At 34.9% G+C, this 23,602-nt stretch carries 20 protein-coding genes; 14 read left to right on the plus strand and 6 right to left on the minus strand.

Annotated features, from left to right (window positions below):
* Positions 1-69 precede the first annotated feature (69 nt).
* Complete coding sequence (locus C8D70_RS01710; RefSeq protein WP_110366189.1) at positions 70-1,464, plus strand: alkaline phosphatase; 1,395 nt, start codon at positions 70-72, stop codon at positions 1,462-1,464.
* Between the two features lie 84 nt (positions 1,465-1,548).
* Here C8D70_RS01710 and C8D70_RS01715 read toward each other — a convergent pair whose 3' ends face one another.
* Both C8D70_RS01715 and C8D70_RS01720 read right to left on the minus strand, forming a co-directional pair.
* Positions 1,549-2,373, minus strand: a complete 825-nt coding sequence (locus C8D70_RS01715; RefSeq protein ID WP_076594701.1) for an anti-sigma factor domain-containing protein — start codon at positions 2,371-2,373, stop codon at positions 1,549-1,551.
* Between the two features lies 1 nt (position 2,374).
* Positions 2,375-2,944: an RNA polymerase sigma factor gene (locus C8D70_RS01720; RefSeq protein WP_228402436.1), complete on the minus strand. Its 570-nt coding sequence runs from the start codon at positions 2,942-2,944 to the stop codon at positions 2,375-2,377.
* 89 nt (positions 2,945-3,033) lie between these two features.
* On the opposite strand from C8D70_RS01720, the gene msrB reads away from it, so the two are divergent.
* From msrB to C8D70_RS01745, 5 genes are all read left to right on the plus strand, one after another.
* Positions 3,034-3,549: a peptide-methionine (R)-S-oxide reductase MsrB gene (gene msrB, locus C8D70_RS01725; RefSeq protein ID WP_110366190.1), complete on the plus strand. Its 516-nt coding sequence runs from the start codon at positions 3,034-3,036 to the stop codon at positions 3,547-3,549.
* Between the two features lie 117 nt (positions 3,550-3,666).
* On the plus strand, positions 3,667-4,236 hold the full coding sequence (locus C8D70_RS01730; protein ID WP_110366191.1) for a fasciclin domain-containing protein: 570 nt from the start codon (positions 3,667-3,669) through the stop codon (positions 4,234-4,236).
* A 79-nt stretch (positions 4,237-4,315) separates the two neighbouring features.
* Positions 4,316-5,026 (plus strand): ferritin-like domain-containing protein, encoded by a 711-nt coding sequence (locus tag C8D70_RS01735; RefSeq protein WP_110366192.1) that lies wholly within the window; start codon positions 4,316-4,318, stop codon positions 5,024-5,026.
* A 23-nt stretch (positions 5,027-5,049) separates the two neighbouring features.
* Positions 5,050-5,865, plus strand: coding sequence for a ferritin-like domain-containing protein (locus C8D70_RS01740; protein ID WP_076594697.1), 816 nt, complete (start codon positions 5,050-5,052; stop codon positions 5,863-5,865).
* A 407-nt stretch (positions 5,866-6,272) separates the two neighbouring features.
* Positions 6,273-10,172 carry a response regulator gene (locus C8D70_RS01745; RefSeq protein ID WP_110366193.1) on the plus strand — a complete coding sequence of 1,300 codons (3,900 nt, stop codon included), beginning with the start codon at positions 6,273-6,275 and terminating at the stop codon, positions 10,170-10,172.
* 179 nt (positions 10,173-10,351) lie between these two features.
* Here C8D70_RS01745 and C8D70_RS01750 read toward each other — a convergent pair whose 3' ends face one another.
* Positions 10,352-11,140: an XRE family transcriptional regulator gene (locus C8D70_RS01750; protein ID WP_110366194.1), complete on the minus strand. Its 789-nt coding sequence runs from the start codon at positions 11,138-11,140 to the stop codon at positions 10,352-10,354.
* Between the two features lie 449 nt (positions 11,141-11,589).
* Between C8D70_RS01750 and C8D70_RS20695 the strand changes: the two genes are divergently transcribed.
* A complete protein-coding gene (locus C8D70_RS20695) occupies positions 11,590-11,874 on the plus strand; it encodes a bacteriocin-like protein (RefSeq protein WP_168801991.1) in 285 nt (94 codons plus the stop codon).
* Between the two features lie 252 nt (positions 11,875-12,126).
* Here the strand turns inward: C8D70_RS20695 and C8D70_RS01760 are convergent, their stop codons facing one another.
* On the minus strand, positions 12,127-12,624 hold the full coding sequence (locus C8D70_RS01760) for a hypothetical protein (RefSeq protein ID WP_110366196.1): 498 nt from the start codon (positions 12,622-12,624) through the stop codon (positions 12,127-12,129).
* Positions 12,625-12,858: 234 nt separating this feature from the next.
* Here C8D70_RS01760 and C8D70_RS01765 point away from each other — a divergent pair, with 234 nt between their 5' ends.
* From C8D70_RS01765 to C8D70_RS01795, 7 genes are all read left to right on the plus strand, one after another.
* Positions 12,859-13,074, plus strand: coding sequence for a hypothetical protein (locus C8D70_RS01765; protein WP_110366197.1), 216 nt, complete (start codon positions 12,859-12,861; stop codon positions 13,072-13,074).
* Between the two features lie 65 nt (positions 13,075-13,139).
* On the plus strand, positions 13,140-13,919 hold the full coding sequence (locus C8D70_RS01770; RefSeq protein WP_110366198.1) for a GLPGLI family protein: 780 nt from the start codon (positions 13,140-13,142) through the stop codon (positions 13,917-13,919).
* Between the two features lie 599 nt (positions 13,920-14,518).
* The gene (locus tag C8D70_RS01775) at positions 14,519-16,012 is read left to right on the plus strand and encodes a BspA family leucine-rich repeat surface protein (protein WP_110366199.1); all 1,494 of its coding nucleotides are present in this window, start codon (positions 14,519-14,521) and stop codon (positions 16,010-16,012) included.
* A 477-nt stretch (positions 16,013-16,489) separates the two neighbouring features.
* A complete protein-coding gene (locus tag C8D70_RS01780) occupies positions 16,490-17,365 on the plus strand; it encodes a phosphotransferase (RefSeq protein ID WP_228407953.1) in 876 nt (291 codons plus the stop codon).
* A gap of 49 nt (positions 17,366-17,414) precedes the next feature.
* Positions 17,415-18,164, plus strand: coding sequence for a DUF2625 domain-containing protein (locus tag C8D70_RS01785; protein WP_228402432.1), 750 nt, complete (start codon positions 17,415-17,417; stop codon positions 18,162-18,164).
* Between the two features lie 24 nt (positions 18,165-18,188).
* Positions 18,189-19,427, plus strand: a complete 1,239-nt coding sequence (locus C8D70_RS01790; RefSeq protein WP_146212842.1) for a hypothetical protein — start codon at positions 18,189-18,191, stop codon at positions 19,425-19,427.
* 86 nt (positions 19,428-19,513) lie between these two features.
* Positions 19,514-20,467, plus strand: a complete 954-nt coding sequence (locus tag C8D70_RS01795; RefSeq protein WP_110366202.1) for a DUF6624 domain-containing protein — start codon at positions 19,514-19,516, stop codon at positions 20,465-20,467.
* Positions 20,468-20,898: 431 nt separating this feature from the next.
* Here C8D70_RS01795 and C8D70_RS01800 read toward each other — a convergent pair whose 3' ends face one another.
* A complete protein-coding gene (locus tag C8D70_RS01800; RefSeq protein ID WP_110366203.1) occupies positions 20,899-22,305 on the minus strand; it encodes a TolC family protein in 1,407 nt (468 codons plus the stop codon).
* The gene (locus C8D70_RS01805) at positions 22,286-23,602 is read right to left on the minus strand and encodes an HlyD family secretion protein (protein WP_110366204.1); all 1,317 of its coding nucleotides are present in this window, start codon (positions 23,600-23,602) and stop codon (positions 22,286-22,288) included. Before C8D70_RS01805 ends, C8D70_RS01800 begins: the two co-directional genes overlap by 20 nt.

Raw genomic sequence — 23,602 nt, forward strand, 5'->3', positions numbered from 1 at the left:
TCAATTAATGCGACAATGTTACGATAAAAATTTAAATACGATAACTTTCAGCACTATTTCAAAAACAATATGGACAGAAGAAAATTTCTAAAAGGATCTGCACTGCTTTCAGGGTTATTGACCTTATCACCATCTGATCTCTGGAGCTTCGGGAAGAATACCGAACTTCGCCATAAAGGAAAAGCGAAGAATATCATCTTTATGGTAAGTGATGGGATGAGCCTCGGAACACTTTCAATGGCAGATCTGTACTCACGGAATATTTTAGGAAAGGGTAGTAACTGGCTTAATCTGTATCATGACCAAAAAGTAACCCGTGCTTTGATGGACACCGCTTCAGCAAGTTCTATTGTTACAGATTCTGCAGCGGCAAGTTCTGCTTTTGGAGGCGGAATCAGAGTTAAAAACGGGACGTTGAATATGGGAGCTAACGGAGAGAAACACCTTCCCATATGGCAGCAATATAAAAAAGCAGGAAAGAAAGCCGGCTGTGTAACTACGGTAACCATTACTCATGCTACTCCCGCAGGATTCTGTATAAATTCTTCCCAAAGAAATGCTGAACCTCAAATTGCAGAAATGTATGCAGAGCTTGAATTCGATGTGCTGTTAGGAGGTGGAGACGAATTTTTCAACCCTGCAAAAAGAGACGATAAAAAAGACCTCTATGCTGTTTACAGCAAAAAAGGATACCGGATTCTGAAAACACAAAATGATCTGAAAGAAATCAAAAAAGGAGAGAAATTATTAGGCATTTTCAGTACAGGAGCATTACCATATAGTATTGACAGAGCGAATCTTCAGGAGTATAAAAATACGCCAACTCTTGCTGAAATGGCCCACACAGCCATCAATCAGATGAAAGACCATCCCGAAGGTTTTGTCCTTCAGGTAGAAGCCGGAAAAGTAGACTGGTCTGCCCATGCCAATGATGTGGCAGCACTCATCCATGATCAGCTGGCATTTGATGAAGCAGTAAAAACAGTTATGGATTTTGCTGAAAAAGACGGAAATACTTTAGTCATCATCACTACAGACCATGGAAATGCCAATCCGGGAACGATTTACGGAACAGATGCAACCAAGAATTTTAACAGCATTTCAGATTACCAATACACCAATGAATATATTCTGAACAAGATTCACAAAGACTATTCGGTAAAAGACATTAAAGACTGGATCTATGAGAGCAACAGGATTACTCTGAATGACGATGAAGCCAGGCATATGTTAAGCTTCTACAATGGTCTTGAAAAAGAAGAAGGACTTTATAATTATAAGAAACTGCCTTTTAAATTATATTCAGAAATTCAAAAAAGCAGGAATTCTGTAGGATGGATCAGCATGGATCATTCCGGAGATTATGTGGAAGTAGCTGCGTATGGTCCAGGAAACGAACTTTTACAGCCGTTTATTAAAAATACAGACCTTCACGATCTGATGCTGAAGGCCTGTCTGGTATAGACATTCATATTTTTTCATATTTAATTATTTGGGAGATACGAGGCGGATTGATTGTGTCCGCCTTGTTTTTTTGTGTAAATGGGTTTAAATTTTCCCCATTACAAACATATTTTCCATAGTAGGAACACTACTTCCACCTGCTTTTTCAAGTGTAATGGCAAAAGCCTGTGCATTAGGAATACTAGCCAAAGCAGTCCTGCTGTCTTTATCTTCGGTGTACATTCCTGCATTTACCGGTTTTCCATCCTCTATTGCCCAAAGCTGATACTGCATTCCTTCTGGGGCTTTAGGAAGTTTTTCCGCATTCAGATAAACTTCTTTTGTCTTTTTATCCCAGAAAACCATTGCTTTGGCCTCAGCATGTTTTTCTACCCCTTTCAGCATAACCATCTGCATATCTGGATTGGAAAACATATCAATCTTCCGGTTCATTTTTTCCATAGCCTGATCCTGCTGCTTTTTATCTGCTATCATTAAAGCCATTTCTTTTTGATTGGCAGATTGAGTATTCATCCAGAATAGATTTCCTCCAACACTTACCAGGAATAATACTGATGCCGCTATAGCATATGTTTTCCAGGGCGTATTTTTCTGATACTCTTTTATGTCTGTATTATTTTCTGTCCGTCCTTTTACTTCAGGGAGATCTGCAGGAAGGGAAGGAGACACTTCTTCAACAGTCTGTTCCTGCTGAATTTTATTCCAGATCTTTGATTTCAAATCACTTGGAGGTGTTACAGCCTGAGCTGTCGCCAGATCTTCCAACGTTTTTTGTGCTTCTTCAAAAGCTGTTTTTACTTCAGCATTATTCTTCATCACACACTCCAAAATCCCTGCTTCTTCAGGAGAAGCATGGCCTAGAATATAAGATTCTATAATTCCGGATGATATGTATTCTTTAGTGTTCAATTTATTGATAATCTTTTAGCAAATCTTTTAATTTCATCAGTGCATTTCTCATTTTTGTTTTTACCGTTCCCAGCGGTATCTTCAGTTTCTCGGATATTTCGTTTTGGGTATATCCCTGATAATAAGCAAGGTCTATAAGCTCTTGCTTGTCTGCCTCCAGACCTTCAAGCACATTATTAAATCCAATATAATCGGAAGAATTATTAGTGGTTGAAAGCTCTGCAGTATTATATACGAAATCCGGAAGTGATTGGTTTTTAAGTTCATTTTGGAAAGCTTTCGATTTTAAATAATCGATGGCGGTATTCCGTGCTATATTAATCATCCAAGTGTAAAATCTGCCTTTGGAAGTATCATACTGATGGATAGAGTTCCATATTTTAACAAAAACATCCTGAATAACTTCTTCGGTGTATTCTTTAGACTGAACGATTCGAAGAATAATCCCATACAGCGCACCGGAATAGTGGTCATATAGATAATGAAAACCATTTTCGTTTTTTTCTTTTAGTAAAACGATAAGTTGCTCTTCAGAATAGGTTGTTTTAATAGCTTTTATTTTTCTATCCAAATGTAATAAAATAAAATAAATTCCCAACAAAATCTCAGTAAACTTTTATTTCGTAAATGATTTTAAGAAAATAATTAAAAAAAATCAATATGAAAACGTTCGTTTCAAAAACAATACTTGCTTTTTGCCTTGCCTTATGTTTAGAAGGTTATAAAGCACAAAGCACACTTTTCAAAGCTAAAAATCCCTATTATTCTCACACCTCAGAAAATATTCTGAAAGTAAGCAATAGCGAATGGAAAAAGATTTTAAAACCAGAGCTCTATCAGGTTGCAAGAGAAGGTGCCACAGAAACTGCTTTTACAGGGAAATATTATGAATTTGATGAAAAAGGCACTTACTATTGTGCTGTATGTGGAAATTCTCTTTTTATTTCAACCTCTAAGTTTGCCACCACCTGTGGCTGGCCTTCTTTTTATAAGCCCATCCATAAAAACAGCGTGAAGTACAGAAAAGACACCTCTTATCACATGGAGCGTACCGAAGTACGATGTGGAAGATGTGATTCTCACCTTGGTCATGTTTTTGATGATGGTCCGAAACCTACAGGAAAACGTTTCTGCATGAATTCGATCTGTCTTGAATTTGTTCCGGACAAAAAATAAAACACTATAAATCAATGAGTTAAAATAATTTTTATTTTTTTTAAATCTAAAATAAAACCTAACTCGTAAATGACATTAAAAGCACAATTAAATACAATTAATTAAAAAATCAACACAATGAACACACATTCAAAAATCACAGTTTTAGCAATGGTAGCATTATCATTTGCTTTCAGCGGAAAGGTAACTGCACAAACGATGAAAGAAAAAACAGTAATGGTAGGAGGAGCTCCTATGTATCCTTCCAAAAACATTATTGAAAACGCTGTCAACTCCAAGGATCACAAAACCCTTGTAGCTGCGGTAAAAGCTGCCGGCCTGGTAGAAACATTACAAGGTTCAGGACCTTTTACGGTATTGGCTCCCACAGATGCTGCCTTTGCAAAGCTTCCGAAAGGAACAGTAGAAAACCTTGTAAAGCCTGAAAACAAAGAAATGCTTACCTCTATTTTAACTTATCATGTTCTTCCAGGAAGATACAGTGCCAAAGAAATTTGGGCAGCCGTAAAATCAGGAAACGGAAAAAGCATGATGAAAACAGTGCAGGGTGAAGACCTTACATTCTGGACAAAAGGTAAAGATCTTTACATAAAAGATGCAAAAGGAAACAGCGCAAAAGTAACAATTGCCGATGTGAACCAATCTAATGGGGTAATTCATGTAATAGACACGGTATTGATGCCATAATAAATTCTAAGATTTCAAACAGCATATCCATTATGCTGTTTTTCTTCCTCTTATGTGTCCAACACTAAAAATTAATAATATGAAAAAAACAATTCAGGTTTCTAATCAGGGCGCTACCCTTGATACAAGTAGAAGAAACTTTTTAAAATTAGGTGGAGTAGGATTAGCCATCGCAGGTCTTACCATCATTGGATGTAATGATGATGATGACTTCCAGATTATAGAAGAATCCAAGTACGATCTTGGAACAGGAGATGTAGGTGTACTTAATTATGCCTATGCTTTGGAACAGTTGGAAGCAGATTTTTATACGAAAGTGGTCAACAATTTTTATACGGGAATTTCCAGTATTGAAAAAGAGGTTTTTACAGATCTTTATCACCACGAAGTTATTCACCGTGATTTCTTCAAAGTTGCAATCAGCGGTGCCACAGATCATGTGCTTCCTAAACTTGAATTCCAGTATCCGAATGTGAATTTTAATGATCGGAACTCAGTACTAGCAACAGCCAAAGCATTAGAAGATACCGGTGTTGCAGCTTACAATGGAGCAGGGAAATATATTTCCAATCCCGCTTACCTTGTGATTGCCGGTAAGATAGTTTCCGTGGAAGCCAGACATGCCTCTGCCATCCGGAATCTAATTAATCCCGGATCAGCAGATTTTTCAGGAGATGATGTGATAGATGCCAATGGACTTGACCTTGCCAAAGAGCCGAAAGATATTGTAATGGCTGCCGGAGCGTTTATCAAAACACCTTTTACCTGGAAAGAAAGAGGAATCAACTAATCATTCACCTTAAAACTCACATTATGAATATTCTTAGATTACTGGATAAGCTTTCTGATGACAAATTTTTCACTACAGAAGCTTCAAGACTGGAAACCATTACGAATATTTCTTTATTCGGAAAAAAAGCAGCTACAGCAGCAATACCTCTTGGATTGGGGGCGATGATGGCTACTCCTGCCAAAGCAGAAACTACAAAAACGGCATTAACAGGTGCTGCTTTAAAAAGTACCCTTACAGATGCTTTACAACTGGCATTGGTACTGGAATATCTCGAAAATGAATACTACAGCATAGGATTGTCAACCCCCGGACTGATCCCCAATGGAGACAGAACCGTTTTCATGCAGATTTCAAAACATGAATCCGCTCACGTAAGCTTTCTGAAAAGCACGCTGACTTCTTTAGGAACAACTCCCGGAAATAAACCTACTTTTGATTTTACAGCCGGCGGAAATTTCATGCCTTTTACAGATTATAACCAATTTCTTATCCTAGCCCAGGCCTTTGAAGATACCGGAGTAAGGGCTTATAAAGGACAGGCCGGAAATGTGATGTCCAACAAAGTGGTACTTCAGGCAGCATTGCAGATTCACTCCGTTGAAGCAAGGCATGCCTCACAGGTAAGAAGAATGAGAGCCAACAAAGGATGGATTGAACTTGCAAACGGAGGAAATATGCCTTCAGCTACCAATCCTGTTTATGCCGGAGAAGACAATACCAATCAGGCTGGTTACAATACAGGCGCTCTTTTTGGTGCAGCAGCAGGTTCTGCAGCTTATGACGAAATCTTAAGTGGCAGCGATGCACAAACTATTGCCTCACTGTTCATAGTTTAGTTGTGATTTGGATGATGATAAGTGGTGAGTCCATTCCCGAAAATTCGGGAATGGACTTTTTCTAAACCACCAATCGTCAGACCTTAAGAAAATACATAATCAATACTTATATTGATCCCGGTTCATCCATTAAGTACCATACTTTACGCATGGTACTTTTTCATTTTCATAATGCGTATTATTTCTTTTAAAATGTAATATTTCTCTCAATTAATCTGAAATAAATATTCATATAGCTTTATTAACACATTTACTGTAATAGAATACAAAATTATTTCGTACTTTGGTTTACTTATTAAAATAATGTTTTAAATAACTTTAAATCATTTAAAATATTAACCTTAATGCCTTGATTTTCATTTTTTTAATAATGAAAAAAGAAAAATCTCTAATTGTTGATATAACATATGAAGAAGTATCCAATTCCTGCAAATGAAGAAGAGAGAATGAAGAAACTGGAGTATTTTAATCTTTTAAATCTTGAAAAAGATCCCCAGTTAGACATTTTTGCAGAAACAGCATGCATGGTGACAGGCTGTCCTGCAGCGCTTATTTCCATGATGGAAAGCGAAACCCAGACCATTCAAAGCTGTGTGGGACTTTCTATGGATCTTGTAGACAGGAAAAGCACTTTATGCCAGTATTCTATTGCAAGTGGGGACATCGTAGTCATCAATGATACCTTGTCAGATGAAAGATCTTCTGATAATCCAATTATTCTTGAAAGCGAAATCCGGTTTTATGCAGGAGTACCTCTGATTGATGATGAAGGATTCGTATTAGGGACAATCTGTGTGATTGATTATAAACCTAAAACAATTACAGACGATCAGGTTTCAACGCTGAGAAAAATAGGAGAGGCCATTACAAAAGTCCTTTTGGGAAAAAGAAAAAATATCCAGGCGGAGTATTTTCAACAGACCTTTACTATTTCCAATAACCTGATCTGTGTTCTGAATAAAGACTTCTTACTGAAAGAGGCTAACCCGGCTTTTGAAAATACTTTTCAAAGAGATAAAGGTAAGATTCTCAATCAGAATTTCCTGGACCTGATAGGAAATCATAATTCTCAACTTCAATTACTTTCCGAAAACCTACCCAATACGGATGAAGAAGTAACTTTTACTACTACAACCAATATAGATGGTAATCAAACTATTATTATTGAATGGTATTTAAAGCTCAATCAAAACCATTCAGAGATTTTTTGTTTCGGAATCAATATCACCCAACGCATTGAAGAAAAACTTAAACTGGAAAGCTCTGAGCGCCGCTTCAGAAACTTCTTTGAAAATGCCATAGGATTGATGAGTATGCATGATATGGAAGGTAATATCATTGCTGTCAACGAAAAAGGGAGAGAAATCCTGCAATATTCTGCCGAAGAAGTAGAAGGATTGAATTTAAAAGATCTTGTTCCCCAAAAAAACTGGCCTCTTCTTGAGCAATATCTCGAACGGATCAACAAAAATCATGAAGATTCCGGAACCATGATCCTGAAAACCAAAGAAGGTGAAGAAATGATCTGGATGTACCACAATCTTGTTGAAATTAATAAAGAAGGAAACCCTAACGTTGTAAGCACCGCACTGAATGTTACAGAAAGAGTGACTTTGGAAAAAGATTTGGTTCATACCAAAAAGATGCTGGAACAGACAAGTGCTGTTGCCCAAGTGGGAGGATGGGAAGTGAATCTGAAAAATAATACCGTAACCTGGTCGCAGTCTACAAGAGAAATCCATAAAATAGATAAAAATTTTAAGCCGGATTTTGAAAATGCACTGGGCTTTTACAGTGAAAAAAGCCGGGAAAGGCTGGAATTCTTATTGGAAAGAGCTATAAAAGAAGGTGTACCCTACGATGAAGAATTACAGCTTGTACAGAATGGCGGCGTGATGATTTGGGTAAGAGTAAAAGGTATACCTGAATTTGAAAACGGAGTATGCACCAGAGTCTACGGAATCATTCAGAATATTGATACATTCAAAAAAATCTACCTTGAGCTGGCCAAAAAAGAGGCTATGCTGCAGTCTTTTGTTACATATGTACCTTCTACAGTTGCGATGTTTGACAAAGATCTTAATTATGTTTCTGTAAGCAGGAGCTGGAAAGAAGAGTTCCAGATGAACGACATCAGGCTTATTGGTGAAAACATGTTTAAAATTTCTCCCAATGTACCAGATGAAAGATTAAAAATATATCAGAATGCACTGGCGGGAAAGGCTTACAAGAATGAAGACATGGCAATAGAGGTTCCAGGCAAGGGAATTATTCAGCATTACAGCGTAGAAGTCACCCCATGGTATCTTTCCAATAATGTTATCGGGGGAATTATTGTTTCTGCACAAAATATTACAGGATCTGTAAAAATCAACAGAGAACTGAAAAATGCCAAGAAAATGGCAGATATTGCCAGCAAAGCAAAATCTGAATTCCTGGCCAATATGAGCCATGAAATCCGAACTCCACTGAACGGTGTGATCGGTTTTTCCGACCTCCTTTTAAAAACTCCGTTAAACGAGATACAGACTCAATATCTTAATTATATCAATGAATCAGGAGAAAATTTATTGAGTATTATCAACGATATCCTTGATTTTTCCAAAGTAGAATCCGGAAAAATGGATCTCATCGTTGAAAAGTCCAATATTTATGATATGGTAGGTCAGGTAATTAATGTTATCCTTTACCAGTCACAGAAAAAAAATATAGAATTACTGCTGAATATAGAACAGGGACTTCCTGAAACCATCTGGCTGGATGAATCAAGGCTGAAGCAAATTTTGATCAACCTTCTTGGCAATGCAGTGAAATTTACAGAACAGGGAGAAATAGAACTTAAAGTAGAAAAACTGAATTTAGACAACAAAAATATCACACTCAGATTTTCAGTAAGAGATACCGGAATTGGTATTCCTAAAGAAAAACAACAGCATATTTTCAATGCCTTTACTCAGGAAAACAGCTCTATCAGCAAAAGGTATGGAGGAACAGGTCTCGGACTTACCATTTCCAATAATATTCTGAAATACATGGGAAGCAGTTTATCACTGGTGAGCGAACTTCAGGAAGGTTCTGTTTTCTATTTTGATATAGAGGTTCCCTATGAAATGTGCTACAGCCATGAAGATGAAGAGCTGAATATAAACAAGGTCCTTATTGTAGATGATAATGAAACCAACAGGATTATTATTCAGCACATGCTTGCCTATAAAAATATAGATTCCAGGCTTGCTGCCAACGGAATGGAAGCACTTCAGATATTGCTGGCAGGAGAACGTTTTGATGTTATTCTGATGGATTATCATATGCCTGTTATTTCCGGGTTGGAAACCATAGAAAAAATCAAAGAACTATTTGAGGAACAGAATGAATCATCTCCTCTGATTATTCTCCATACGTCTTCTGAGGAACACGATGTTATCAATTCTTTCCGTCAGGAAAACAATTCTTACTTCCTGCTGAAGCCTATCAAGTCCGAAGAGCTTTACAAAACATTGAGACGTGCTGTAAAAAATACTGAAAAAGAAATAACCAACAACGCACAGCCGGAAGCCGCAACCTCCATACTGATGCAGTCGCCACAGGTCTTACTTGTAGATGACAACCCGGTGAACATGGTTCTTAATCATAAAATGATGCGCTCACTCATTCCCGATGCTCTGCTTACGGAAGCCACGGATGGACTACAGGCAGTTCGGCAGTGTAAAGAAAAAATATTCAATATTATTTTAATGGATGTTCAGATGCCGGTAATGGATGGTATTGAAGCAACCAAAAAAATCCGTTTACTCCCGGAATATTCCCATGTTCCGATTATTGGCGTTACTGCAGGAAATGTACTGGGTGAAAAAGAAAAATGCCTGGATTCCGGGATGAATGACTTCCTTCCTAAGCCTTTAAGACAAAATGATCTGCTGGAAATGCTGAAGAAGTACATTCCTAATGAAAATAATCTTCCCTCAAATAAAGAAAATTATCTGGATATAAATCTTCTGAATAAACAAATAGGTGATGATGATGAAGACTTCAGAAAAGTATTTTTAGATCTTGTAATAGAACAACTTACTCAGGCTGAAGAAAACATTAAAAAAAGCACCGCTGAAAAAGACAGTACCAATCTGAAATTGATTCTTCACAAACTCAAAGGAACAGCAGGAACAGCAGGGTTGGTAAAACTTACAGAACTTACTGCCAGCTGGGAGAATAAAGCAGAGCCCAACATGGATTTTAGTGTCATGGAAAAAGAAATGATCCGGGAAATAACAACAGGATTACAATTATTTAGAAATCTAAAATTAAGTTGATTATAGTAGTCTAAGACGACAAACTGATTCTAAAACAATTGAACACAAATTACCAAATGAAGGAAACGAAGTAATCCTGACTCCGAAAAGTTATGACGCTATTGAATCCCCTTAAACCAGAGAGTTTAAACATACTCCCGGTGTAAAAACCAGGAGTATGTTAATAAATATTGTAAATATTAGGATTGCTTACGGCGACGGCCTGAAACCTTTTTGTCAAGATCCCTGATGTCCTGTCTCAGTTCACGGAACATCTCTTTAAAATTGTAGCTTTCATAATCACCCGGCTCAAAATCTTCAGGGAAAATTCCTGAAGCATACTGCCAGATTTCCACTACCTCTTCAAAAGGAATATCATAAGGTTCATAAAATGAATTATCAGCACTTACGCAGATCGCATTTTCTTTCCTTTCTTTAAAACGTTTATAGGTAATCCCGTCATTTAAGGTGACAAAAACATAGGTTTTACCTTCTTTCAGTTCATTGATTCCCTCCACGTATTTTCCGACAATATAAGATCCGTTTCTGAACGGCGGCATAGAATCCCCATCCGCAGGAAAAGCTCTGTATTTTCCATTGGTAAGAAAAGGAAGAGCAATACGCTGAAGACTTTCTATATATTCGATATCACTATAACCTTCCAGATAACCCATTGAAGCCTTCTGGGGAATAATTTCTATGGTATCATTTCCTTGATTATCTACCGCTACCGGAAGAACAATTCTGTTATCCGGAAGCTTTAGCATTTCATCTACCGGATGTTTCTCAATATCTACAGACAGCATAAGATCAATACTTACATGGAAATATTTTGAGATTTTCACCAGCAGTTCGATAGGAGGTTCAGAAATTCCGTTTTCATATTTTGAATACCGAACTCTTGAAATCAATAATTCATCGGCTACATTTTGTTGGGAGAGCTTCCTCCTGGCTCTTAAAAAGCGTATATTATTTGAAAAAACTGACATTGATATAAGTATGTCAGCAAAAATACAAAATTTGATTCCGTTATCAATAAACAGAACGGTTTTTACTACAAGAAGAACATAAATTTTATTCTACTCTTATCTTTTTTCCAGAATGAATCAATTTAAATGCTTCAAAGATGAGTTTTTATCTTACTGAAGGTCTATCTACAGATAAATATTTAAAATTTAAAACCAATTAAAAAATAGATAATAATAAATGATATTTAGTATAAAAATAATAACTCAAAATTCCCCAAATTGAATTATTATTTTTAACTTTTAGAAAATCAATCACATATAATCGAAATTAATATTTTGATAAAAATATATTCATATTAATAAAATATTAAACAATAATAACATATAATTAATTTACTTAAATTAATTTTCAATCAATAAATAATTATTCATATATTAGTGATGTAATAATCATATAAAAAATTATAGTTATGAAAAACTTAAAAAAATTAGACAGAAACGAATTAAAAGCTATTTCAGGTAATGGATTACTGGATCCAATCGGCGGACTTCTAGGTGGAATAGGAGGAGTAGTGGGCGGAGTAGTAGGCGGTGTAGGTACTATCGTTGGTGGAGTAGTTTCCGGCGTTGGATCTACAGTAGGTGGAGCAGTGGGCGGTGTAAGCACTGTTGTTACTAATGCTTTATGCCAGACACAATGTGTTGTGAATGGTGTAGTTCACATCAAATTACTTGAGTGCGGTTCTACTTGCTAACAGTAAGCATGACATTAAAATCACGAGACTGCCTTAAAAAAGCAGTCTCTTTTTTATGTGAAAATTTAAAATATCGAAACAAAATCCGGAATGCTTACCATTTCATAATTATTTTATCTTAACCATTTCACATTCCATTATTTCATCAGAAAAATTAGAACTTAGTTTTAAGAAAACCTTATTGTTTATAACTTTTAATATTTCAGCTCTCAGTACCTTATACTTTCAGTCTGTATTAAATTTAATTAGTTCTTATTTTTGATTATGTCGCCAATGAATAAATTTTTGTGTTGATTGTGGATCGCTTTTAAACCAAAGATCCATATCTTTTAAAAGTTCTGCATTTTCTTTAGATATGATCACATTATTTTTTAAAAGCTGTTCTTTATATTCTTTTTGGGTAAGGGCTTTGGTTTCAGAAGCTTTGGAATAGACGAAAAGTAAAACTCCGAAACTAATAATTAACATTGTAAAAGAAGATAACCAAATATAAAGGCTTAGTTTCGGAACTTTTAAAGGCGAATTAAGACGGTTTATGTTTTCTTCTGTTCTTTCTTTGTAAAACGAATTTAGATAGTTTAAATCAGGCTCTATTTGAATGGTTTTGAGTTCTACAATATTATATTCGAGTTGTGTTATAGCTTGTTCAATCTCATTCGCTATTCTTTCTTCTTTAAGAACATTTGAATAGATTTTTTCTGCATTAGAGGTTATAATTTCCATTATTTCCTGATTAGTATATTCCGCCATTTAAATTTATTTATATTCCAAATTTATAATTTATTCTCTTACATAGTTGCAGTAAAAATTATATTTTACACTTGTTTACGGAAAACCGTATTTTTCTTAATGCAATTTTTTAATCTATGCAAAATCAAGTTTCAGAGCTATTTAACATAAAAAAATAATTCACACTTAATTTGATTTATTTTATATTTTTGAGATACATTTTTAAATTAATAACTAATCATTAAAAAAACAATTATGAAAAAAACGATTTTATTAGGTGCTTTATTAATCGCTGGTGTAGTAAGTGCATTTCCTTTTAGAACCTCATGCGGAAAAGTACTTCAAGTTAGTCAAACTATCGCTGATCACATGTCACAAAATCAATTAGCGGGCTATCTTACAGACTTAAACGGTGAAACATGCCCTCAACATGCAGGCTCAACTGTCGTAACAGTGATATACAGCCACTAATAATTAAAAGAATTACTAATAAGACCGTCATAAGTGTGGCGGTCTTTTTTTAATAATGAGCAAAAATGAAAAAGATTATACTATTACTAAATTTGTTAATTGTAACCTTATTTTACTGTCAGAAAAAATTTGATGTAGTTTTTGAAGCCGATTATAAATTAAACTATAAACTTAATAAAGCCAGTAAATATAAAAAAACTACAACATTTGCACTTTTGATAAATCAGGATGCTTCTTTTTTTAAAAACATGAATAAGTATATAGCAGATTCTTTAGAAGTGGAAAAAGTAGATATACCTTTAAATGAATCAATGAAGTATGTTACAGATTTTCGAGAAACAATTGGTACTACGTCTGCAAAATTATATGTTACAACAGAGATAAATTATATTGATTATTCATACGAAGAACCTAATAATATAAACTGGATAGTAAAAAATGAATTTAAAATTATATTAGGTTTTAAATGTCAAAAAGCTGAAACAACGAAATACGGACGAATCTGGACGGCTTGGTTTACAAATGATATACCATTTCAATATGGACCATATAAATTTAATGGTCTTCCTGGCTTAATTACTGAATTATATGACAGTAAAGACGATTATCATTACACCATATATTCCTTTAGAAAAAGAAAATATACTTGTAAATCGGCTAATATTGCTACTAATGCAAAGAAAACAACAAAAGAAAAAATTTGGGAACTTTTAAAAAATAAGATTGCTGGCAGAATGCAAGTTCATGAAGAGTTTATAGAGAATAAAGATGATTTAGAAATGATCAGGCGGAATGCAATAGAAGCTGAAAAAAATTTAAATTCAATCGAATTAAGTATATACTAAAACATCTTTAAAAGATGTTTTTTTATTTAAAGAATATTGTTAAATTTTATTCTAATAGAATAAAAAAAATATTTTGTCCATAAAGAGTTTTTTTGGTTTTTAGTTTTCACTAAATATAAAAATAATTCACATAACAAAAGGTACTTTTTAGCACCTGAATTTCAACACATTCCAGGATTTTAAAAATTACATCCTTACGAATTGTCTATAAATATCTATAGATTAATGATCTAATTGTGAAGTAAGATTTCAAAACCCTCAGTTAAAATTCCTAAGTCCGCTTCCCGGCATTACGATTTCCAACGGTGTGAAAATCACCATATAAAACCCTTATTTTTCTGCAGTTGTTATTTCAATGACGGCTGCATTTTTTTACACGGTTATTATTTGTTATAGCTCTTGCATTGGTCTTATTTCACCCATGTTTTTATAGAAAAATTTTCATCAAAAAAAACTAAAAAAAAAGGCTATTAAATTATAATACGACGAGTTTTGTCGCTGTGCGCCAGTACTTTTGTATCAGAGATAAGATAAAGAATCCCGGGAAATTAATTGTCTTACCCAACCCAATTTTAACCTTAAAACAACTTTTTTAAATTATGTGTAAAAAACAACTAATAATCATTTTTCTCCTTTTATTTTGCATTTCCTATGCGCAGAATGAATTTACTACCATCTGGAAACCCAATGCAAACGGCATCATTGATCATTCAATAAAATTCGGCGGCACAGGAACCAATTACACCATTTACTGGCAAGAAGTAGGATATCCTGAGCATAACGGGATGTTTGATTATGTAACCTCTAGCAGCAATGAGCCTTTACTTATATATTTTGGGCCATCATTCCATCCAGATCCTCTGCAGGCCACTTACGAATTAAAAGTATCCGGCGGTAACGGATTATTTTACGGGTTCAGGGCCAATACCGACATCATGCCTCCTGGTGGAAATCAGGAACTCATAGAACTCAGCCAGTGGGGAAATACAACATGGCTTCAGCAATTCGACAGAGCATTCGCCAACTGTCCCAATCTTAATGTAACGGCTGCAGATACTCCTGATTTGACACAGATAACCAGTTTATCACAAATGTTCCTTAACTGTTCATCTTTGACAGGCCATACTTCATTTTCTTACTGGAATCCATTCCGTATTACGGACATGAGCGGTATGTTCAGCGGAGCGACACTGTTTAATCAGAATATCGGAAACTGGGATACAGCAAAAGTAACCAATTTCAGCAGCATGTTTTCTTCTGCATCTTCTTTCAATCAGGATATTTCTGCCTGGAATACGATATCCGGAACTGATTTCTCCTCCATGTTTGCAGATGCCACAGCTTTTAACCAGCCATTAAATTCATGGAATACAGAAAATGCAACTAATTTCCGCTATACATTCTATAATGCGACAGTATTTAATCAGCCTCTTGATAACTGGAATACAGGTAAAGTGACAGATTTTGAGCATATGTTTGAAAATGCAGTATCGTTCAATCAGCCCATAGGAAACTGGGATGTAAGTAAGGTTGATTATTTCGCCGGATTTAATATGTTTGCGGGTGCTTTACATTTTGACCAGGATATTTTTTCGTGGAATATCAAGCTTCAAAACTTCAGCTGGAATACAATCTATTTCGGATTTAAAAATGCAGGTTTATCATGTACGAATTACAGTAACTTTCTCATCGCTCTGAATAATAATCCTACCTGGGCGAACTCAACAATTACGTCCGGAACTATAGATGCAACAGGATTGGTTTATTCTACACCGCAAGCTATGCTGGCCAGAGCACAGCTGATCAACAAAGGGTTTAATATTATTGGAGATTCCTATATTTCAGGCTGTTATCTGTCAACAAGAGAAGCTTCCCCAAAAACGAAAACTTCCGCTTATCCTAATCCAACGACAGGAGTGATCAACGTGGAATCCTCAGCAGATGAAAATATTTATTTATATGATAATAACGGTAACCTCATTAAAAATATATTGTTTAGAAAAGGGAAAAATACCATCGATCTGACTGAATATCCTTCAGGAGACTATATCTTTAAAGGTGATACTTTTTTCAATAAAATCACCAAGCAATAGTAGAACAGCCGAAAAGTTAGCTATTTAACTCTGCTCCAAAATCTTCGGATTTTGGAGCTTTTATTGGATAAAATAAAAAAACATTAGCATCATTACAAACTTTATATCAACACAATCCGTAAATTTGAGTCTTAACTGATATTTAGCCCCAATGCCATGATAAAAAAGTATTTACTCTTACTTTTAATTTTTACCTCAGAAACTTCTTCATTGCTTGCCCATAACTATTAATGATATAAATACTAAAAGACACTATATTAAAATCAACAAATCTTGGATTTGAAAAAAAATTCTGTAATCCAATCCAAAAAACGTTAACGAAATTGCATCACTTTATAACCAGAAACGAACGAGAATTAAATGACAGAAAAGTTTACGACAATAAACAGCACACTTTCACCTTATGAAATTGGTCAACTTATTCAAGAAAAATATGGATTAACTGACAAAACGGAATGCAATATATTTCGGCTTGCGATGAACCACTTATACATCGTTCATGATGGTGAAAACAAATACGTTTTTAGAGTGTACACCCATCATTGGCGAACTCCATTAGAAATTGAAGAAGAATTAAGACTTCTCAATCATCTGAAAGAGGCAGACCGACAAATTGCTTTTCCCATAGCTGATCAATCAAATAAATTTATCCAGAAAATTGAAGCTCCGGAAGGAATCAGATTTGGCGTTTTATTTTCATATGCTAAAGGCATAAAAACAGCAAAATTCTCACCCGAAACAAGCTTTCTGATTGGACAAGCTTTAGCAAAAGTTCATCAATCAACAGAAAATATCAAGCTGATGAGAATGTCTTACAACGCTGAAAACCTGCTTAAGAATCCTGTTATAAGAACAAAAAAATTCTATAATAAAAATACCAGCGAAATTGAATTTTTAGAAAGTCTCTCTGATTTTTTAACGCTAAAAATGGAAAATGAAGACAAACAGAAAATGAGATATGGAGTGGTTCATCTTGACGTCTGGTTCGACAATTTGCACATTGATGATGAAAAAGAAGTCACATTTTTTGACTTTGATTTTTGTGGTAACGGTTATTTATGCTTTGATATTTCTTACTTTCTATTTCAGTTATTTACAACCCATCTGAACGAACAAGAGTATCAGGTAAAAGCAGACAGCTTTATAAGAGGTTATGAGACTGTAACTAAAATTACTCCCGAAGAAAAAAAGTTATTGCCTTTCGCTTGTCTGGCCATTATGAACTATTATATCAGTATCCAGTGCGACAGATTTGAATATTGGACCAATATTTTCCTGAATGAAGATCATTTAAAAAGAATGGTGGGTAATTTAAAACGATGGATTGCTTACAACAAAATTGAGATAAAATAATGATGCAGCACTGTATACAGTTAATTATATTTTTAGAAAACTATAAAGCATGACAAGATATTTGACAATTATTATAATATCCTTATTCTCATTAACAACTTATGGACAAACAAAAATGCGCTCTATTGATGAATTAATAAACGATAAAGATCCAGGCTGGATTCTTGTAAAAGAATGGATAGACTCAGCAAAAAATAAAGTGGAAATATTGCCTGTGGATACAAACAAGGCAAAGGATGCCTTATATAAAACTCAAGTTACCACTAAATCTCCAATGGGTTCAATTGTTTATATGACAGGGGGACTTTTGGTTGATAATGGATGGATAAGGATTCTTGGCTCAGGAAGTGATAAGCTAAGCAGGTCATTGCCAGAATGGAATAGAGGAAAAACATTTGAAGATTATGGGCAGCCAATACCATATCTTTTAATTGCTGACGATGCAATTGGAGGTATATTTATTCTTAATGGTGGTGGGTTGGGCAGCGATTTAGGAAAAGTTTATTATTTGGCTCCTGATAATTTGGAATATGAACCTCTTGACCTTACTTACACTGAATTTTTGAATTTTTGCTTTAATAAAAATCTTGATCAGTTCTATAAAGGATACAGATGGACAAATTGGAAAAGTGAGGTAGCAAAACTTAAAGGCGACCAGGTATTCAACTTTTTTCCTTACTTATGGACGGAACAAGGCAAGGATATTAATAAAGTATCAAAAAAGGAAGTTCCAATTGAAGAAAGCTACAAGCTAACTCTTGAATTTAGAAAGAAGCTTGCATTGGATGCAGAAAAATAAATGCCTTAAATAAATATTATTAATATGGATACAAAATCGATCAGTTTTCCCAATCAAAAAAAGCGCAATGCTGCGTTACGTTTCATGCATCTGTGGATTATTTCTTATGTGTATCTTTTTATCTTTACATCCCAGTTTTCACCTTTAGAGGGAATACATAAGAGTGGTGTCTTGTGGTTGTGTAAAAATGTTTTTCAGCAAAAACAGATAGAATATATTACAATGACTGGTAGCGGCGATACTACATTAGATTATTGGGTAGTGCTTGTAAATATTGGCTTAGCGGTAGTGGCTGCACTCGTTATACTTTTCGCAGACAAAAAACAGCGGACATTTAAAGACTTACATTGGTTTACGGTAGTAGTAGCACGTTATTATGTAGCTATGATAATGCTTTCGTATGGCTTTGCAAAACTTCACGACGGACAGTTTCCTGCCAACACAATTGGCAGGCTGGAAGAAAGAGTAGGAGATATGTCGCCAATGGGAATGGTATGGACTATGATGGGAGCTTCCAGTGGTTATACATTTGTTTCCGGATTGTTAGAAGTTATTGGTGGACTTTTGCTTCTTTTCAGGAGAACCAAGACTTTTGGTGCGCTTTTTTCCATGACGGTGATGATCAATGTAGCTCTGTTGAATTTTTTTTATGATGTGCCGGTTAAAATATTTTCCAGTCATATTGTTTGGCTTTGTCTTTTTATTGTAGGCGGCGATGCAATGGCTTTATATCGTTTTTTTGTATTGCAACAGCCATCGCAATTACGCTTTCAAAAAAGAATATTCGACAAAAAATGGAAGGGTATTACAGTTACTGGACTCAAATGGTGTGTAGTAGCTTTTTTTATATTGAGTTCTTCATCAGCACTGTTCTATACGCCTCCGGCTGTTCCAATGGAAGGTGCGTATATTGTTGATAAATTTATAATAAACAACCAGGAAATACCAAACAGTGATTCTGTCGGCTGGAAAAAGCTATTAGTCATTTCTCCAAGCCGGACGAAAGTAATCCTGAATAATGACAGTATTAAAACGTTTCAGAGTGTTTTAGATACTGAAAAAAACACACTTATGCTTCGTAAAATAGATCATCAGGACCTATATGCTTACCTGCATTACAGTACTCAAAAAGATAGTATTGTTTTTACTGGAAATAAAGGTATTGATTCTATAAAAATCAAAACAATAAGAAAGAAAAAGGAAGATTATAAGTTAAATAAGAGAGGTTTTCATTGGGTTAATGAATACCCTTATAACAGGTAAAAGATTTTATAGGAAAATTACATCAATTAAATTAAGCTGAAAAACAAAACGTAACCATCTAAAAATTAGGAATTAAATACAAAAAAATGAGGAACACTATTTACACTTTGTTATTATTATTTTTATTCACAGGTGTTAATGCTCAGGAATATTCAAAATTAATAAGTGAAGCTCATAAATTATATCAGACAAAAGATTATAAAATGTCTACAGATTTATATAGTAAAGCTTTTAAAATTGAAAGTGAAAATCCAAGTCACTTATATAATGGGGCATGCTCATCTTCTTTGGCAGGAAATACAAAACAAGCATTTAAATGGCTGAACTTATCAATAGAAAAAGGCTGGACCAATCTAAAGCACTTAAATTCTGATACTGATTTAGAAAATTTACATTCAAAAAAAGAGTGGGGGAAAACCATTGAAAAATTAGAAGAGAAATTAGCTTTACTAGAAGCAAATTATGACAAACCATTGCAGGCTGAATTATTGGCAATTCTTGAGGAAGACCAAAAATACAGAATCCAAATGAACGAAACTCAAAAAAAATTCGGTCCGGAATCTAAAGAAATGAATGATCTTTGGAAAATAACAATACAGAAAGACTCAATTAACTTATTAAAGGTAAAAAAAATATTAGATGAAAAAGGTTGGGTTGGCAAAGACAAAGTAGGCGCACAAGCCAATAGTGCATTATTTCTTGTGATTCAGCATTCAGATCTGGAAACGCAAAAAAAATATTTACCCATGATGAAAGAAGCGGTAACAAAAGGAAATGCAAGTTCAGATTCTTTAGCTTTGTTAATTGACAGAATAGAAATCCGGGAAGGCAGAAAACAAATATACGGGAGTCAGATAGGAACCAATCCTCATAACAAAGCTCTATATGTTTTACCTTTAATTGATCCTGACAATGTAGATAAAAGAAGGAAGGAAGTTGGTCTAGGTCCAATTTCTGACTACGTTAAAAATTGGAATTTAGTTTGGGACGTTGAAAAGTACAAAAATGAATTACCCGAATTAGAAAAATTAAATAAATAGAAAAACTTCTGCTTACAGCAGTTTACAAAAATGGCGGGTTTAGGACTTAATGTAGAAATTCCTTAATCCGCCATTTCTAAAATAATTTGCAAGCAGATGAATTTGATATACTTAGAAGCTATTAGAACAACTTAGATAGAGTTAGATATTACTTGAAAAAATCTGATGTATCAATCAGAGTGTAAAATAATAAAATTCAACGTGTGGTTGTACATCTTTGAAACTAAAATAACATACAATTTAACATAATATAAATTATAGGATTTTTATTCCGGAAATGAAATAGAATATTAACCTCCTTAGAATCCGTTATTTTTACATATTTCCTGCCCAATAGCTTTTAACGGCTTCAGGGAACTTCTTCAGTATAAACTCATTTAAAAATATCAAGCTTACCTGCATTCAATTCCCAGAAATATCCGTAAGACTATTTACCTCAAAAAATTCTCATTCAGCCATTTCAGTTTGTTATAGCTTTTCAGGAATTTGGCTTTCAGCTCAATATTTTTTTCTCTGGCATCCAGTAATTTATTTTCTCTGGAATTGATCAGGAATAAAGAACTTTCCCCGTTGCTGAACCTTGTTTCCTCTGCATTCAGAAGTCTGCGGTAATTATTCAGATTCCTGGTGGAAATATCAATCTTCGTAAAATAATTACTGACTTCGTTTTTATAGGTTTCAATTTTGGTTTCCAGTTCACGGGTTTTAAGCTGAGAATCCAGCTGGTTTTGAGAAATCTTCAGCTTGGCAATTTCATAATCTGCTCTTGCCTGTCTCATGAAAATGGGAATCTCCAGTTTCAGTCCGTACTGGAAATTATTATCAAATAAAGGCAGAAATTCAGATTTGTAATTTTCTTTATTGAAAAAATTATAGGTAAAATCCAGTTTTGGAAGAAAACTCTGCCATTTCAGTCTTTTTTCACTTTCCAGAATATTTTGCTTTTGAAAATAATATTCCAGTGAAGCATGATTCTGAAGCTGTTTTGATTCTAAATTCTGTACCAAAAAATCATAATCTGTATATCCGGAATGCTGATCGAGATTGGAAGACGGAAAAATAAGCGTTGAAATTTCATAAAAATCCTGATTTTCTTTCCAAAGATACATCTGAAGCTCCTGAGTACTCTTTACAAAACCAAGATAAGCATCTCTTTCCTGAAGCTCAAAACTTTGTAATTGAGAAGCAGCTTCCACCGTATCAATTGCTGGTCTTTCACCGTACTGATATGTTTTTTTTGTAAGCTCAAGGCGTTCTCTGTTAATTTCTACAGCCGATTTCTGTAATTTGTAGATTTCATAGGTTTTCACCCATTCCCAATATGTATTTTCTGCATCAAGAAGAAGCTCGTTGGTAAGAACAGTCTGCTCTGCTTCCGTCATTTTCAATCCGAATTTTGCCTGGTCAAGCATTGCTCTTCTTTTATCATACAAAAGATTTTTTGCCAAAGGCACCGTAACCCCAAACTGATACAAACCTCCTTTTGTTTCGCTGCTGTTCAGTTTTTCTCCATCCAGATAATTGTAACTTCCGGTAATGTCGATTCCGTACCAAGTAGGAATTCCGAGTTCTACATTTTTCTGTTCGTAATATTTTGTTCCGTCAATATTTTTTTCTCCCAGTTTTCCTGCAATCACCGGATCAAAATTTCCTCTTGCTTTGGTAATTTCTGCATTGGCAATTTTATTCTGAAGCTGATATCTGAAAGCCAGCGGATGATAACTCTTCACAATATTCAGAAATTCCTGATGAGAGAGTTTCAGAGAATCCTGCGCAAAAGAAAACTGAATACAAACCAGAACGAGAAGCGCTGAAAATTTATTTTTTAGACTTTTCATCTTTTGAAGATTTTTCGGTTTTTACTTCATAATAATCCGGTGGGAATCCGTTGATATTTCGCCACAATTCGTACCATATCGGAACATCATTAAGAATCGCAATTCCCTGAACTCCGGTTCCCATTTTGATCTTCGGAGGCCATTGTTTTTCATTTTTATCCTGAATCACCAATGCTTTGAACATTCCGTTTGCACTGATGTTGTTTTCTACCGCAATCACTTTTCCTGCAAAAGTTCCGTAGCTGGAATTCGGCCATCCTGAAAAAACAATCGCCGGAAAACCATCGAAAATACACATCACACGCTGTCCTTCTTTTACCAAAGGCAAATCGACAGGTTTAATGTAAACTTCTACGGCGTAATCTACTTTCTCAGGAACAATGATTCCGATACTTTCACCATCTTTCAGAATTTCTCCAATTCCGGCTTTATTGATCTGTACAACCTGTCCGTCCTGAGAAGCAATCACGAAATACAAACCTTGTCTTGCTTTGTAATTGGCAACCTGATTTTCGAGTTTGGCAATATCGCCGTCACTTCCTTCAATCTGTCCCATACTCTGGAAACGGTCGCCCTCGGTTTTGCTCAGTTTTTCATTATAATCCTGAATGACTGCATTCTGTTCGATGCTTACATTCACAATTTCCTGTCTGGTTTGGGCTAATTTATTTTCGGTTGCTGTTTTTTTAGCCAAAGCATTTTGGTAAGAAACACTTCTCTGCTGAAATTGGGTTAGCGAAACCAAACCTTCATCATACATTTTCTTCTGTCTTTCGTATTGGTCGGAAGTCATTCTCAGTTCGTTTTTAGCTGCTTGCAGTTCTGCTTCTTCTCCTGCCAATTTATTGTTGAGCTGACTGATTTTTACTGTAAGCTGATTCAGTTTTAAATCTCTTGCGGAATTCATAGCCCGGATCTGGCTGTTGGTGGTTCCAACTTTGGCTTCGTAATAATCTCTCACACCCTTTTTGGCTTCCACCTGCATTTCGGTTCTTTTTACCAAAAGCGGATCCAGGTAATCTTCTTTTACTTCAGAAAGCTGAAGAAGAGTGTCGCCTTTTTTTACATAATCACCGTTTTTCACATACCATTTAATGATTCTGCCCGGAATTGGTGAATTGAGTTGCTGCGGACGCTGTTCCTGATAAAGCGTACTTACATTTCCCATTACCTTGATGTTTTGGGTCCACGGCAAAAACAGTATAATGATGCCTCCAATCAATATGAAAAGAAACCATATTTTAACCCTTGATTTTTTGTGGATGTGATATATTTTATTAACTGACTGCAATTCCAT

Origin of the sequence: Chryseobacterium sp. CBTAP 102, assembly GCF_003201365.1 — a bacterium.
Classification (GTDB): Bacteria; Bacteroidota; Bacteroidia; order Flavobacteriales; family Weeksellaceae; genus Chryseobacterium; species Chryseobacterium candidae.

Excerpts from the sequence above, each read along its gene's own strand:
- C8D70_RS01710 (WP_110366189.1), top strand. The coding sequence starts at position 70 with ATGGACAGAAGAAAATTTCTAAAAGGATCTGCACTGCTTTCAGGGTTA.
- msrB (WP_110366190.1), top strand. The coding sequence starts at position 3,034 with ATGAAAACGTTCGTTTCAAAAACAATACTTGCTTTTTGCCTTGCCTTA.
- C8D70_RS01730 (WP_110366191.1), top strand. The coding sequence starts at position 3,667 with ATGAACACACATTCAAAAATCACAGTTTTAGCAATGGTAGCATTATCA.
- C8D70_RS01735 (WP_110366192.1), top strand. The coding sequence starts at position 4,316 with ATGAAAAAAACAATTCAGGTTTCTAATCAGGGCGCTACCCTTGATACA.
- C8D70_RS01740 (WP_076594697.1), top strand. The coding sequence starts at position 5,050 with ATGAATATTCTTAGATTACTGGATAAGCTTTCTGATGACAAATTTTTC.
- C8D70_RS01745 (WP_110366193.1), top strand. The coding sequence starts at position 6,273 with ATGAAGAAGTATCCAATTCCTGCAAATGAAGAAGAGAGAATGAAGAAA.
- C8D70_RS01750 (WP_110366194.1), bottom strand. The coding sequence starts at position 11,140 with ATGTCAGTTTTTTCAAATAATATACGCTTTTTAAGAGCCAGGAGGAAG.
- C8D70_RS20695 (WP_168801991.1), top strand. The coding sequence starts at position 11,590 with ATGAAAAACTTAAAAAAATTAGACAGAAACGAATTAAAAGCTATTTCA.
- C8D70_RS01760 (WP_110366196.1), bottom strand. The coding sequence starts at position 12,624 with ATGGCGGAATATACTAATCAGGAAATAATGGAAATTATAACCTCTAAT.
- C8D70_RS01765 (WP_110366197.1), top strand. The coding sequence starts at position 12,859 with ATGAAAAAAACGATTTTATTAGGTGCTTTATTAATCGCTGGTGTAGTA.
- C8D70_RS01770 (WP_110366198.1), top strand. The coding sequence starts at position 13,140 with ATGAAAAAGATTATACTATTACTAAATTTGTTAATTGTAACCTTATTT.
- C8D70_RS01775 (WP_110366199.1), top strand. The coding sequence starts at position 14,519 with ATGTGTAAAAAACAACTAATAATCATTTTTCTCCTTTTATTTTGCATT.
- C8D70_RS01780 (WP_228407953.1), top strand. The coding sequence starts at position 16,490 with ATGAACCACTTATACATCGTTCATGATGGTGAAAACAAATACGTTTTT.
- C8D70_RS01785 (WP_228402432.1), top strand. The coding sequence starts at position 17,415 with ATGACAAGATATTTGACAATTATTATAATATCCTTATTCTCATTAACA.
- C8D70_RS01790 (WP_146212842.1), top strand. The coding sequence starts at position 18,189 with ATGGATACAAAATCGATCAGTTTTCCCAATCAAAAAAAGCGCAATGCT.
- C8D70_RS01795 (WP_110366202.1), top strand. The coding sequence starts at position 19,514 with ATGAGGAACACTATTTACACTTTGTTATTATTATTTTTATTCACAGGT.
- C8D70_RS01800 (WP_110366203.1), bottom strand. The coding sequence starts at position 22,305 with ATGAAAAGTCTAAAAAATAAATTTTCAGCGCTTCTCGTTCTGGTTTGT.
- C8D70_RS01805 (WP_110366204.1), bottom strand. The coding sequence starts at position 23,602 with ATGGAATTGCAGTCAGTTAATAAAATATATCACATCCACAAAAAATCA.